This window comes from Ensifer sp. R1-3 (assembly GCF_056739175.1).
The window spans coordinates 690381-702996 of sequence record NZ_CP096516.1 but is presented as its reverse complement, the minus strand read 5'-3'; the positions used below and the strand labels follow the sequence as shown (position 1 = coordinate 702996).

Sequence of the window (12616 nt, the reverse complement as noted above, 5' to 3'; positions counted from 1 at the left end):
ACCTATTCGGCCTATTTCGTTTCGGCAAAGAGCTCCCGTCCGATCAGCATGCGACGGATCTCGCTCGTGCCCGCGCCGATCTCGTACAGCTTGGCGTCGCGCAGCAGCCGGCCTGCCGGATAATCGTTGGTGTAGCCATTGCCGCCCAGCGCCTGTATCGCCTCCAGCGCCATGGCGGTCGCCTTTTCCGCCGCATAGAGGATACAGCCGGCCGCGTCCTTACGCGCGGTCTCGCCACGGTCACAGGCGGCCGCCACGGCATAGACATAGGCCCGCGCGGCATTCATCGTCACATACATGTCGGCAAGCTTTCCCTGCATCAACTGGAACTCGCCGATCGGTTGCCCGAACTGCTTGCGCTCATGGAGATAGGGGACGACGACATCGAGGCAAGCGGCCATGATCCCGAGCGGTCCGGCAGAAAGCACGACCCGCTCATAATCGAGGCCGGACATAAGCACCTTGACGCCCTCACCCACGCCGCCGAGCACGTTTTCCTCCGGCACCTCGCAATCCGTGAAGATGAGTTCCGACGTGTTCGATCCGCGCATGCCGAGCTTGTCGAGCTTGTGGCCGGCCGAGAAGCCGGGAAATGCCTTTTCCACCAGGAAAGCGGTGATGCCGCGCGGTCCGGCTGCCGGATCGGTCTTGGCGTAGACGACCAGGACATCTGCGTCCGGGCCGTTGGTGATCCACATCTTGCTGCCGTTCAGGACATAACGGTCGCCGCGCTTGTCTGCCTTGAGTTTCATCGAAACGACATCGGAGCCGGCGCCGGGCTCGGACATGGCAAGCGCCCCGACATGCTCGCCCGAAATCAGCTTCGGCAGATATCTGCTCTTCTGTGCCGGTTTGCCGTTGCGGTTGATCTGATTGACGCAGAGATTGGAGTGGGCGCCGTAGCTCAAGCCCACCGAAGCGGATGCGCGGCTTATCTCTTCCATCGCCACGCAATGGGCGAGATAGCCGAGTCCCGCACCGCCATGTGCCTCGTCGGCAGTGATGCCGAGCAGGCCGAGTTCTCCCATCTCCCGCCAGAGCGACATGGGAAAGGCATTGCTGCGGTCGGCATCGTCGGCAAGCGGCGCGATTCGCTCGGAAGCGAAGCGGCGCACACTCGCGCGCAGCGCATCGATCTCCTCGCCGAGCGCGAAGTTCAATCCGGCTTCAAACATTTCCATCTCCTCCCGACGCCCGCTCCACGATCTCCCCATCGCCAAGCAGAGGCGAGCCGCTGCGATCTGTCGCCGCCGCACGCCTATCGTCGTGAACGATAACATCGCCGTCGGCTAATTTCCTTCCAAAGAGCTGGCGTGCCAAGCACGATGTGCAAAGACGGCGGCAGGCATTGCGAAACGCAACCTTACAGACGGGCGAGACCTGCAAGCGCTTCGCGGACGATCTCCGCCAGCGGCTGGGCGACGTCTACGGCGACCGTCCTTACCTCCCCCCTCGGGTCCTCGAGCGTCTCAAGCTGCGTCTGCAGCAATGAGGACGGCATGAAATGCCCTGTGCGGTGGTGCATCCGCTCCGCAAGCACGGACTCGCTGCCGTGGAGAAAGACGAAGGCCAGGCCACCGGGAGCACTTTCTCGAAGCTTGTCCCTGTAGCTGCGCTTAAGGGCGGAGCAGGAAACGACGACCGGCTCCCGGCTCGCCAGCCGCTCTCCGATCGCAGCGAGCCACGGCCAGCGGTCGTCGTCGGTGAGCGGAATCCCCTCGGACATTTTCCTGATGTTTTCCGGAGGATGGAGCGCGTCACCTTCGATGAAGGGATAGCCGCAGGCTTCGGCGATCGCCTCCCCCACCGACGATTTGCCGCTGCCCGAGACGCCCATGACGACGATCGATCCGGGAAAGCGCCGTACCGCGGCTGCTTCTGATTTGTACTCAATACTCATTGTGGCAGGCTTTCACTCCCTACTGATCTTCCCTTGGATCCTATCCGATTCGACGACAACGTTTCGGTACATGAATGCTGCACCTTGCCCCCTGGTGCGGCAAGTCCTCTGCCGGCCGGCGTTTCGAACTCGCAATTATTGGAAAGTTGCGTTTTGCCACAGAAAGCGGCGCGTGCTGATTGCATCGCGGCGTCCATTCAAGCAAACTTATATGCCATAAGCTGACTCGAACTCGCGAGGAGACTAGCAGATGAACAAGAAGGATCCTAACCCGATCGATGCCTTTGTTGGCTCGCGTGTTCGCATGCGCAGGCTGATGATAGGTCTGAGCCAGGAAAAGCTCGCCGACGGGCTCGGCATCACCTTTCAGCAAGTCCAGAAATACGAAAAAGGCACGAACCGCATCGGCGCCAGCCGGTTGCAGGCAATCGCCGACATACTCGGCGTCCATCCGAGCTTTTTCTTCCAGCAGGACGAAGGCAGTGTCCACTCGGGCAAGCCCGCTGCCGATGTTCACGAGTCCCAGGAGATTTCATCCTTCGTCGCCTCGAAGGAGGGTATCGCTCTAAACCGGGCCTTCCTGAAGATCACTGACCCGGTGCTTCGCAAGAAGATCATCTCCCTCGTCGCGGCTATGGCGCAAACGCCCGAGGCGGATCAGGCCCCGGCCCAATCCGGAACCCGCCACGCGGAATCACTCCATGGCTGACGATCGCCATGAACATAGCTGTCCGTGACGACGATTGGCGGCGGACAGGCTGCCTCCGCCGTTCTCAAATCCACTGAGGCGGAATGAAAGTCGCATTCGTTGGCCCGACCGTTCCCGATGCAGTGCGGCTGGCCGGCAACACGCTCACGATCCGCCCGCCTGCCAGGCAGGGCGATGTTCTCCGGGCGGTGCGCGACGGCGCTGCGGCGATCGGCCTGATCGACGGCAACTTCGAATATGTCGCCCCCGTCTGGCACAAGGAAATTCTCTTCGCCCTTTCCGAGGGCGTGGCCGTCTTCGGCGCAGCGAGCATGGGTGCTCTACGCGCGGCCGAGTGCGCAGATTTCGGAATGGCCGGCATCGGCGAGATCTTTCGCCAATATGTAAGCGGCGAGGCCGAAGACGATTCCGACGTGGCACTGCTCCACGCTCCCGAGGAACTCGGCTACGCGCCGCTGACCATTCCCCTCGTCAATGTCAGGGCCACCCTCCGCCGGCTCCTGGAACTGCGATCGTTCTCCGTCGAAGATGCCGCTTGCGTCGAGGAAGCCGTCTCCTCCTTGTTCTACAAGGAACGGACCTGGGGTGCGATCGCTGCGCGCGCCCGACTGATGACGAGCGGTGATGCGCTGATCGGGAAACTGCGGGCGGGGTATGTCGACCAGAAGCGGGCCGACGGCCTTGAACTTCTGGAAGCCCTGCGCAGCCACCCGGGCGAACGGCAGCATGTGAAATGCCAATGGACGTTCCATGCGACGAGCCTCTGGAAAAGAGCGCTTGACCCGTTGCCGTCTTCCACAGGTGAACCTGCCTGAATTTACGCCAGACCGGCGGTCATCAGCATATTATTTAGGCATTAAAGTATTTCGCAAAATATTTAGGCATATTTATATTGCGGAAATTGCTGCATCGCATCATGATACGGCATGACCCATCGCGACCTCACCATTCTTGTGATTGACGAGAACGCCATCCGCGCCTCTATCATCGAGGAAGGACTGCGCGAAGCAGGACACGGCAAGGTCACCGTGATCCATGAGGTTCACGGTGTCGCCCGGGTCATCGAGACGCTCCGGCCCGACGTGATCGTCATAGACATCGAAAACCCTAACCGGGACATGATGGAGCATCTTTTCCAGCTGACCCGCACGGTGGGTCGGCCGATCGCCATGTTCGTGGACCGCTCCGACACGGCCTCTATCGAGGCGGCGGTCGAGGCAGGCGTCTCGGCCTACATCGTCGACGGTCTGAAAAAGGAGCGCGTCAAGCCGATCCTCGACATGGCTGTCAGCCGCTTCAAGGCCTTCAGCCGGCTTCAGCGCGAGCTGGCGGAGGCCAAGTCCGCGCTCGAGGAGCGCAAGCTCGTCGAGCGCGCCAAAGGTATTCTCATGAAAATGCGCGGTCTTTCCGAAGACGAGGCATTCGCGCTGCTGCGCCAGACGGCGATGAACGAGAAGAAAAAGATTTCGGAGATCGCGCAAAGCGTCGTGACCGCCGCCGGATTGCTGATCCGGTGACCGGCCGCTCTTTTGCTGCGGTACCTCGGGAGACACCGGAGTGAACATATTGACGAACAAAAGTGAATTCAGCGGCGAGAACCTCTCCGCCGGCGGCGCCCTGCCCGCGCCGGGAAGCATCCGCCACGAGGGTTCGCGCACCGTCCGCGCCGGATTCATCCCCCTCGTGGATGCGGCCGTGCTGATCGCCGCCGCCGAATTCGGCTTTGCGCAGCGCGAAGGCATCACCCTCGAACTCGTCAAGGACGTCTCCTGGGCGAATGTGCGCGACAGGCTTGCCTTTCGTCAGTTCGACGTGGCCCACATGCTTTCACCCATGCCGGTTGCCGCCATGCTCGGTCTCGGCTCCAATCCGTCGCCGACGATTGCGCCCTTTTCCCTGGGGCGCGGCGGCAACGCCATCACGCTCTCGACACGGCTTTACGGGCTCATGCAGCAGGCAGGAGGGCTCGGTGGAGGCGAGGATGCGTTGAAGAATGCCAAGGCCCTGGCGGCGGTCATCCGCAGCGCGGGGGCAGCCGGCAAGCCGCCGCTGACGCTCGGCGTCACCTACCCCTTCTCGTCCCATAACTACGAGTTCCGCTACTGGCTCGCGGCCGGCGGCATCGATCCCGACCGCGACGTCAAGCTCGTCGTGGTGCCGCCGCCAATGACCTCCGACGCGCTGGCGGCGGGCGCGATCGACGGCTTTTGCGTCGGTGCGCCCTGGAACATGGTCGCATCCGAACGCGGCGTCGGCCGCATCGTCGCGACCAAGCAGGACATCTGGCCCTCGGCACCGGAAAAGGTCATCGGCATGCGTCCCGAATGGGCGGAGGCCAATAGGGATACGGTCTCGCGCCTGATCGTCGCGCTCGACCGCGCCGCCCGCTGGTCGGACGAACCGGCCAACCGCGGCCGCCTTGCGGAAGTCCTGGCAGAGGAGCGCCACGTGGCCGCGCCGGCCAACATCATCCGCCGGGTACTTGCGGGCGAATTCGCGATCGACCCGGAGGGAACCCGCCGCGTCGTCGAGAACTATCTCGTCTTCCACGCAGACTTTGCCAACTTCCCGCGTCCCAGTCAGGCGCTCTGGACCTACAGCCAGATGGTGCGCTGGGGACAGACATCCTTGTCGAGGCAGCGAGTTGACGCGGCCATCTCGGCCTATCGTCCGGATCTCTATCGCGAGGCGCTCGGCAAGGATGCCTTGCCGGCCGACGCGGACGGCGGCAGGCTCGAAGGAGCAACGGACGGCGATCGCTTCATGGACGGCCACGTCTTCGATCCGGGCAGGATCGAGGACTATATCAAGTCCTTTGGGGCTCCTTCCGTCGTCAATTCTCGAGTCGGTCGTCATCCTCGGGCCTGACTCGAGGATCCACACACGAGCCTCACAAGGTCGGAGCGCTCACATCAGCCGTCAAACCTGTAGTCCTCGATCGATTGTTGCTTCATTTCGATCGAGAAGCCAGGCCGCTCGGGCGGCATGTAAGCGGCGTTGCGGATCACGCACGGGTCCAGGAAGTGTTCGTGCAGGTGGTCGACATATTCGATCACCCGCCCGTCCTTCGTGCCGGAAACGGCAACGTAATCGATCATGGAAAGGTGCTGCACATATTCGCAGAGGCCGACGCCGCCGGCGTGCGGCCAGACGGGCAGCCCGTATTTGGCGGCGATCAGCAGCACCGCCAGCACCTCGTTCAGTCCGCCCATGCGGCAGGAATCGATCTGCACGATATCGATCGCGCCCTCGGCGATGAACTGCTTGAACATGATGCGGTTCTGGCACATCTCGCCGGTCGCGACCTTGACTGGTCCGATCGCTTCGCGGATCTTTCGGTGCCCGGCGACATCGTCCGGGCTCGTCGGCTCCTCGATGAAGAAGGGCTTGGCAAAGGCGAGCTTTTGCACCCACCCGATCGCCTCGCCCACTTCCCAGACCTGGTTCGCGTCGATCATCAGGTACCTGTCGGGGCCGATCACTTCACGGGCGATCCTCAGCCGGCGGATATCGTCGTCGAGGTCACGCCCGACCTTCATCTTGATGTGATCGAAGCCTGCGTCGACCGCCTCCTGCGCAAGCCGCCGGAGCTTTGCGTCGTCATAGCCGAGCCAGCCGGCAGAAGTCGTGTAGCAGGGGTAGCCCTCCTTCTCGAGCGTCGCGATCCGCTCGGCCTTGCCGGGTTCGGCACGCCGCAGGATCTCGACCGCGTCGTCGCGGGTGAGAACATCCGTCAAGTAGCGGTAGTCGACGATGTCGGCGATCTCTTCCGCCGGCATGTCGGCGACGAGACGCCACACCGGCTTGCCGGCGTGCTTTGCGAGGAGGTCCCAGACGGCGTTGACTATGGCGCCGGTCGCAAGATGGATCGCGCCCTTTTCCGGGCCGATCCAGCGCAGCTGGCTGTCGCTCGTCAGGTGCCGCCAGAAGCGGCCGGGATGCTTCAAAATGTTGCTGATGTCCTGGCCGACCACGAGATGCCGCATGGCCTCGATCGCCATGCAGCATATGTCGTTGCCGCGCCCTATGGTGAAGGTGAGGCCGTGACCCGCCAGCCCCGGCCGATCCGTGTCGAGGATGACGTAAGCCGCCGAATAGTCCGGATCCGGGTTCATGGCGTCCGAACCGTCGAGGCTCGCCGAGGTCGGAAAGCGAAGGTCGAAGACGCGAAGGTCGGTGATGCGGGTCATGTTTGCTCCAATAGACCTGCAGCGCCGCGCGCCTTTTCGGGCGCGCGGAGATCACTGCGGCACTTTGATGCTGCCTGTTCGTGTCCTTCAGTCGAATAGGACCGAAGGAAACATTCGATTAGCTCAGGCGTCGGCGCGAACGCGCTGTTTCTGGCTGCCGAGGCCCTCTATGCCGAGTTCGACGACGTCGCCGGCCTTCAGATAGCGCGGCGGCTTCATGCCCATGCCGACGCCCGGCGGCGTGCCCGTCGAGATGATATCACCGGGGCGCAGCGACATGAACTGCGACAGATAAGAGACGAGATAGGCGGCGCCGTAGACCATCGTCTTGGTCGAGCCGTCCTGCATCGTCTCGCCGTTGACCTTCAGCCACATTGCGAGATCCTGCGGGTCCGCCACCTCGTCCTTGGTGACAAGCCACGGTCCGGTCGGCCCGAAGGTGTCGCAGGATTTGCCCTTCGTCCACTGACCGTGACGTTCCGTCTGGAAAGCGCGTTCGGAGACATCGTGGACCGTGCAATAGCCGGCGACGTAGTCGAGTGCCTCGGCTTCGCTCACATATTTCGCCGTCTTTCCGATCACGATGCCGAGTTCCACTTCCCAGTCGGTCTTTTCCGAACCACGCGGCAGGACCAGATCGTCGTTCGGCCCGACGATCGCGGAGGTCGCCTTCATGAAGATGATCGGCTCCGGCGGCACGGTCGCGCCCGTCTCGGCGGCGTGATCGGAATAGTTGAGGCCGATGCAGATGAACTTTCCCGTACCTGCGACGCAGGGACCAAGCCTCGGATTGCCGGACACGGCGGGCAGCGTCTCGACATCGAGATTCGCGAGTTCGTCAAGCTTGCTGGGGTCGAGCGCCCCGGCGGCGAGATCGGATACGTGGCCGGAAAGATCGCGGATGATGCCGTCGGAACCGAGAAGACCCGGCTTTTCTTGGCCCGGTTCGCCATAACGAAGAAGTTTCATGTGCTTTTCCCTGATTGAGCGTTCAAATGGTCCAGCCGCCGTCGATGGCGTAGGCCTGGCCGGAGGTGTAGGTGGCGCCGGCGAGATAGACGGCAAGGTCGGCGATCTCTTCGGGCGTGCCGAGGCGGCCCATCGGCTGGCGGGAGATAAAGGCCGCACGCGCCGTTTCGTAGTCTCCCTGTGCCCGCATGCGGCTTTCGAGCGACGGGCTTTCGACCGTTCCCGGGCAGATCGCATTGCAGCGAATGCCGTCTCCTACATAATCCGCCGCAACGGCTTTCGTCAGCCCGATGACGGCTGCTTTGGTCACGCCATAGGCGAAGCGGTTCGGCACGCCTTTAATGCTGGAGGCCACCGAGGCCATATTGACGATCGACCCGTCCTTGCGTGCGATCATGCCGGGCAGCACCGCACGGATGGTGCGGATCATCGACTTCACGTTCAGATCGAAGGCGAAATCGAGGTCCTCGTCCTTCATCGTGAGCACCGAGCCTGCATGGACGAAACCGGCGCAGTTGAAAAGCACGTCCACGGCCCCGATCTCCGCGACCAGCGCTTCGACCGCAGCGGTGTCGAGGACGTCCAGCCGGTGGGTGCTGATGCCCGCCTCACCTTCAAGGCTACCAACGGCGTCCGCGTTGATATCGGTCGCATGGACCTTGGCACCGGCCTTGGCGAAGGCAAGTGCGGTTGCGCGTCCTATGCCCTGCGCCGCAGCTGTTACGAGGACGACCTTTCCGGCAAGGTTCGCTGTCATTGGATAGTTCCCTCAGGTTTGCGTTCGACGATCAGAATGTGATCCGCGGCAAGAACGACCTCGCCGCGCTGGTTGATGACCTCGCACCGCTCGACGACCCGGCCGGCCCTCGGGCGCTTCGGATCGTCTTCCTTGGCGGCGATGGTGACGCGGGTGCGGATCGTATCGCCGATATGGACAGGGCGGACGAATCGCAGACGGTCGTAACCGTAAGAGAAGGCGACCGGGTTGATCAAGGAGGCGGTGAGCCCGACACCGATCGAGAAGATCATCGTGCCGTGGGCAATGCGCTGACCGCCGGGGAGCGTTTTGGCAAACTCCGCGTCCATGTGATGGGGGAAGAAATCACCCGTGTGCCCGGCATGGACCACGAAGTCCGTTTCCGTGATCGTGCGTCCGCTCGTCAGCCGCACATGGCCCTGTTCGTAGTCCTCGTAATAGATCGTCTGCTCGCTCATTTTAATTTTCCAATGGAAGCGCAGCGATCGGCGTTGCCGGGCGCGCGCTCGATTGATAGGCGGCCTCCACCAGGGCCATGGTCCGCCATGCGTCCTCGACGGACCCTATGAGTTCATCATCCTCGCCGCCGGCATGGCGTTGCAGATTGGCCATGCGGTTGGCGAAGGCATCGGGGAACCAGGAACCTTCAAGCGGCACCTGAATCCAGTCGGCACCTCCGGCTGGGCGAATCCACAGCTCGTCCGGCTCGCCACGCGGGTAGTCGAGATTGACGCCGAGTTTGACATAGGCGGCACCCCTCGTCCCACAGATGCGGAATTCACAGGCCTGGAACCTCCGCCCGAAATCGTGGTCGTGATTGACGGAAAGCACGCAGCGCACGGCATCGCCGTAATCGAGGATCGCGGCGGTGCGGGTCTGGGCCACATCGTGGTTCGGATGGCCGATGGTCTTGGCGTGAACACCCCGCGGATCGCCGAGAAGACTGCGCACGAGATCCAGGTAGTGAATGGAATGCATCGCGATCTCGATGCGCGGCAGCCCCTTCAGGAACGGCCAGAGCCCCCAGGGCGTGGCAAGCGCCAGCCAGGCGTCGAAATCGACCACCTCGCCGAGATAGCCCGTGGCGATCGCATCCTTGAGCGCCAGCATCATCGGCGCGAAGCGGAGCTGAAAGTTCGCCGCCGCCCTGATGTTTCGCTCACGGCAGATTTCGAGAATTCCGGTCGCCGCCGCAAGATCGCTGCCCAGCGGCTTCTGTATCAGCGCAAAGGAGCCCTTCGGCAGTTTCGAGAGGATCGAGGCGTGCGCTGCCGGCGGCGTCGCGAGATCGAAGATCGCGTTCTCCGCCGAAAGAGCTTCCTCCTCGCTCGTAAACGCCATGACATCCGACGCCCGCGCGAGCGCCGCCGCCTTCCCGGCGTCCGGATCGAAGATGCCGGCCACCGGGAAGCCTGCGTTCCTATAGGCCGGAAGATGGGCGTCGCCGACGATGCTGCCCGCACCGAAGATGACGATGGGGCGTGGCGCAACCGGCTTCGGCCACCATTGCCGCAGCGATGAGGGATCGAATGTCTCAGTCATGGTGGAAGACTTCCTCCATCATCGCCCACCACTCGCCTTGCCTGCGGCTTTCGAGCGGCTTCTGGCAGGGCATGCACACCGACCACCATTCCTGGTTCTTCGGATGTGCCGCCATTTTCGTCATGTCGGCTTCGAAGTCCTCCCCGACATATTCCCAGTAGCCGAAGAGAAGATTTTCCGGCTCCTTCAGGAAGATCGAATAATTGGTGATGTTGCACTCGCTGATCAGCGCGAGGATCTCCGGCCAGACGGCCGCATGCAGCCGCTTGTATTCAGCAATTTTCGAAGGCTCGAGCCCGATCACCATTCCCATTCTCTGCATGACCGTTCCCTTCTACCGGCGGAACTCGCGGGTGAACTCGGCGACCGAGCGCGCCTTTACCGCTTCCCAGTCCCAGGCGATGCCGATGCCGGGATCGGAGGGCGCGATCGCCCTGCCCTCCCGGATCTCCATTCCCATCTGCGTCAGATCATCTAGCTGCGGAATGTACTCGACATACTTCCCATTGGGCACCGCGCAAACGAGGCTCACATGCAGTTCCATCAGGAAATGCGGGCAGACGGGAATGTCGAAGGCTTCCGCCGCATGGGCCACTTTCAGCCAGGGGGTGATGCCGCCGATCCGCGCCACGTCCACCTGGACGATCGAGCAGGCGCCCTTCTGCATATATTCGCGGAAATGGCGGATCGAATAGATGGATTCGCCGACGGCGATCGGCGTCGGCGTCGACCGCGTCAGACGGATGTGGCCGTCGAGATCGTCCGCCGGCAACGGTTCCTCGATCCAGGCGAGATCAAGCTCGCGGAGCCGGGCGGCGCGGCGGATCGCCTCGTCGACGGTGAAGCCCTGGTTGCAATCCGTCATGATTTCAAAGCCGTCGCCAAGGGCTGCGCGCATGGCTGAGAGCCTATCGTAATCCTCCGCCCCGCTCGGCTTGCCGATCTTGACCTTCGATCCGGAGAAACCCTTGGCCTTCGCCTGCAATGCGTCGTCTACGAGGGCCTGTTTTTCGATGTGCAGCCAGCCGCCCTCGGTGGTGTAAAGCGGGCAGCTTTCCTTCGCCCCACCCGCCAGTTTCCAGAGCGGCAGCTTCTGCTTCTTCGCCCGCAGGTCCCATAGCGCCGTGTCCACGGCGGCGAGCGCCAAGGCCGTGATGGCGCCGATGGTCGTCGCATGCGTCGCGAACTCCATCTTCTGCCAAAGTGCCTCGATGCAGTCCGCATCTTCCCCGAGCAGGATCGGAACCAGGTGATCGGAGAGCAGCCGCATGACGGAGGATCCGCCGGTGCCGATCGTGTAGCTGTAGCCCGTGCCGGTCGCGCCGTCGGCATCCGTGATCGTGACGATCGGCGTCTCCTGGCTCACGAAGCTCTGGATGGCATCGGTCCGCTTGATCTTCGGCGGAAGATCCACCATTCGCAGTTCTATTTTCTCGATCCTTGCCATGTCAGCCTGCCAAAGCCCTTCCGGTCTCGCCGTCGAAGAGATGCGCCCGGGCCAGATCGAAGCTCATGGGCACCGCCTCGCCGGGGCGCAGCGGCCGCGGGTTGAGCATGCGCGAGACCCAGTCCCGCCCGTTGAACTGAGTGAAAACCAGGGTTTCGTTGCCCAGCGGTTCGGTGATCGTGACCGGAAGCTCGATCTCGTGGACGGCGTCCGCATCGCCGGCATGGAGGCCGTGCCCCGAAGGATAGACATCGTCCGGCCTGAGCCCGAAGGTCACTTTCTGGCCCTCGCGAACCGAGGAACGGAAGCGTGGCGGAAGCGGCAGGGTCGCACCGCTGGCAAAGGCCAGCTTTCCGTCCGTCAGGACCGCCTCCTCCATGTTCATCGGCGGCGAGCCGATGAAGCCGGCGACGAACTTGGTCGCCGGGCGGCGGAAGACATCCTCCGGCGTGCCCACCTGCTCGATATGCCCGTCGCGCATGATGACGATGCGGTCGGAGAGCGTCATCGCCTCCACCTGATCGTGGGTGACGTAGATCATCGTCGCCTGCATGCGCGCGTGCAGTTTCTTGATCTCGGTGCGCACCTGGGTCCTGAGCTTCGCATCGAGATTGGATAGAGGCTCATCGAAGAGAAAAACGTCCGGCTGCCGCACGATCGCGCGTCCCATGGCGACGCGCTGGCGCTGGCCGCCCGACAGTTGCGAAGGGCGGCGTTCGAGAAGATGGGCGAGATCGAGGATCGCCGCTGCCTCGGCAACGCGCACCTTGATCTCTTCCGCCGGACGCCCGGCGATTTTCAGCGAAAAGCCCATATTCTCGGCAACCGTCATATGCGGGTAGAGCGCATAGGACTGAAAGACCATCGAGATGTTGCGCGCCCGCGGCGGCAGGTCGTTGACCTTCCGCCCGCCGATCTCGATCGCGCCGCCGCTGATCTCCTCGAGCCCGGCGATCATGCGCAGCGTCGTCGACTTGCCGCAGCCGGAAGGTCCGACGAGCGCGATGAATTCGCGATCCTTCACTTCGAGATCGATGCCGTGCACGACTTCCAGAGCGCCGTAGCGCTTGACGAGTTTCTTGAGCGTAACGGGCGCCATGAA

14 protein-coding genes are annotated in these 12616 nt (G+C 62.9%); 4 read left to right on the top strand and 10 right to left on the bottom strand.

Annotation, left to right across the window (positions count from 1 at the left end; genetic code table 11):
* Nucleotides 1-11: 11 nt before the first annotated feature.
* Entirely contained in the window at nt 12-1175 is a 1164-nt protein-coding gene (locus tag M1D43_RS20650; RefSeq protein ID WP_014527291.1) for an isovaleryl-CoA dehydrogenase, read from the bottom strand.
* Between the two features lie 188 nt (nt 1176-1363).
* Nucleotides 1364-1900: a gluconokinase gene (locus M1D43_RS20645; protein WP_010975569.1), complete on the bottom strand. Its 537-nt coding sequence runs from the start codon at nt 1898-1900 to the stop codon at nt 1364-1366.
* Between the two features lie 250 nt (nt 1901-2150).
* Here M1D43_RS20645 and M1D43_RS20640 point away from each other — a divergent pair, with 250 nt between their 5' ends.
* The 4 genes from M1D43_RS20640 (at nt 2151) to M1D43_RS20625 (ending at nt 5477) form a co-directional block, all read left to right on the top strand.
* A complete protein-coding gene (locus M1D43_RS20640) occupies nt 2151-2609 on the top strand; it encodes a helix-turn-helix domain-containing protein (protein ID WP_010975568.1) in 459 nt (152 codons plus the stop codon).
* Nucleotides 2610-2692: 83 nt separating this feature from the next.
* Nucleotides 2693-3424, top strand: a complete 732-nt coding sequence (locus M1D43_RS20635; RefSeq protein WP_010975567.1) for a TfuA-like protein — start codon at nt 2693-2695, stop codon at nt 3422-3424.
* A gap of 111 nt (nt 3425-3535) precedes the next feature.
* Nucleotides 3536-4126, top strand: a complete 591-nt coding sequence (locus tag M1D43_RS20630) for an ANTAR domain-containing response regulator (RefSeq protein WP_003534620.1) — start codon at nt 3536-3538, stop codon at nt 4124-4126.
* 40 nt (nt 4127-4166) lie between these two features.
* On the top strand, nt 4167-5477 hold the full coding sequence (locus M1D43_RS20625; RefSeq protein ID WP_014527293.1) for a CmpA/NrtA family ABC transporter substrate-binding protein: 1311 nt from the start codon (nt 4167-4169) through the stop codon (nt 5475-5477).
* A gap of 44 nt (nt 5478-5521) precedes the next feature.
* On the opposite strand, the gene M1D43_RS20620 is transcribed toward M1D43_RS20625, so the two are convergent.
* From M1D43_RS20620 to M1D43_RS20585, 8 genes are all read right to left on the bottom strand, one after another.
* On the bottom strand, nt 5522-6799 hold the full coding sequence (locus tag M1D43_RS20620) for an L-fuconate dehydratase (RefSeq protein WP_027990650.1): 1278 nt from the start codon (nt 6797-6799) through the stop codon (nt 5522-5524).
* Nucleotides 6800-6922: 123 nt separating this feature from the next.
* The gene (locus M1D43_RS20615; protein ID WP_003534626.1) at nt 6923-7768 is read right to left on the bottom strand and encodes a fumarylacetoacetate hydrolase family protein; all 846 of its coding nucleotides are present in this window, start codon (nt 7766-7768) and stop codon (nt 6923-6925) included.
* A 22-nt stretch (nt 7769-7790) separates the two neighbouring features.
* The gene (locus tag M1D43_RS20610; RefSeq protein WP_003534628.1) at nt 7791-8525 is read right to left on the bottom strand and encodes an SDR family oxidoreductase; all 735 of its coding nucleotides are present in this window, start codon (nt 8523-8525) and stop codon (nt 7791-7793) included.
* Nucleotides 8522-8983, bottom strand: a complete 462-nt coding sequence (locus M1D43_RS20605; protein ID WP_003534630.1) for a MaoC/PaaZ C-terminal domain-containing protein — start codon at nt 8981-8983, stop codon at nt 8522-8524. Before M1D43_RS20605 ends, M1D43_RS20610 begins: the two co-directional genes overlap by 4 nt.
* 1 nt (nt 8984) lies before the next feature.
* Nucleotides 8985-10067, bottom strand: a complete 1083-nt coding sequence (locus M1D43_RS20600) for a Gfo/Idh/MocA family protein (RefSeq protein ID WP_010975562.1) — start codon at nt 10065-10067, stop codon at nt 8985-8987.
* Nucleotides 10060-10389, bottom strand: a complete 330-nt coding sequence (locus M1D43_RS20595) for an L-rhamnose mutarotase (protein WP_010975561.1) — start codon at nt 10387-10389, stop codon at nt 10060-10062. The genes M1D43_RS20600 and M1D43_RS20595 overlap by 8 nt, the downstream gene beginning before the upstream one ends.
* A gap of 12 nt (nt 10390-10401) precedes the next feature.
* A complete protein-coding gene (locus tag M1D43_RS20590) occupies nt 10402-11514 on the bottom strand; it encodes a mandelate racemase/muconate lactonizing enzyme family protein (protein ID WP_003534636.1) in 1113 nt (370 codons plus the stop codon).
* Nucleotide 11515: 1 nt separating this feature from the next.
* Entirely contained in the window at nt 11516-12613 is a 1098-nt protein-coding gene (locus tag M1D43_RS20585; protein ID WP_003534638.1) for an ABC transporter ATP-binding protein, read from the bottom strand.
* Nucleotides 12614-12616: the final 3 nt, after the last annotated feature.

What these genes read in the sequence shown, in the direction of transcription:
- M1D43_RS20650 (WP_014527291.1), bottom strand. Translation starts at nt 1,175, where the DNA reads ATGTTTGAAGCCGGATTGAACTTCGCGCTCGGCGAGGAGATCGATGCG.
- M1D43_RS20645 (WP_010975569.1), bottom strand. Translation starts at nt 1,900, where the DNA reads ATGAGTATTGAGTACAAATCAGAAGCAGCCGCGGTACGGCGCTTTCCC.
- M1D43_RS20640 (WP_010975568.1), top strand. Translation starts at nt 2,151, where the DNA reads ATGAACAAGAAGGATCCTAACCCGATCGATGCCTTTGTTGGCTCGCGT.
- M1D43_RS20635 (WP_010975567.1), top strand. Translation starts at nt 2,693, where the DNA reads ATGAAAGTCGCATTCGTTGGCCCGACCGTTCCCGATGCAGTGCGGCTG.
- M1D43_RS20630 (WP_003534620.1), top strand. Translation starts at nt 3,536, where the DNA reads ATGACCCATCGCGACCTCACCATTCTTGTGATTGACGAGAACGCCATC.
- M1D43_RS20620 (WP_027990650.1), bottom strand. Translation starts at nt 6,799, where the DNA reads ATGACCCGCATCACCGACCTTCGCGTCTTCGACCTTCGCTTTCCGACC.
- M1D43_RS20615 (WP_003534626.1), bottom strand. Translation starts at nt 7,768, where the DNA reads ATGAAACTTCTTCGTTATGGCGAACCGGGCCAAGAAAAGCCGGGTCTT.
- M1D43_RS20610 (WP_003534628.1), bottom strand. Translation starts at nt 8,525, where the DNA reads ATGACAGCGAACCTTGCCGGAAAGGTCGTCCTCGTAACAGCTGCGGCG.
- M1D43_RS20605 (WP_003534630.1), bottom strand. Translation starts at nt 8,983, where the DNA reads ATGAGCGAGCAGACGATCTATTACGAGGACTACGAACAGGGCCATGTG.
- M1D43_RS20600 (WP_010975562.1), bottom strand. Translation starts at nt 10,067, where the DNA reads ATGACTGAGACATTCGATCCCTCATCGCTGCGGCAATGGTGGCCGAAG.
- M1D43_RS20595 (WP_010975561.1), bottom strand. Translation starts at nt 10,389, where the DNA reads ATGCAGAGAATGGGAATGGTGATCGGGCTCGAGCCTTCGAAAATTGCT.
- M1D43_RS20590 (WP_003534636.1), bottom strand. Translation starts at nt 11,514, where the DNA reads ATGGCAAGGATCGAGAAAATAGAACTGCGAATGGTGGATCTTCCGCCG.
- M1D43_RS20585 (WP_003534638.1), bottom strand. Translation starts at nt 12,613, where the DNA reads ATGGCGCCCGTTACGCTCAAGAAACTCGTCAAGCGCTACGGCGCTCTG.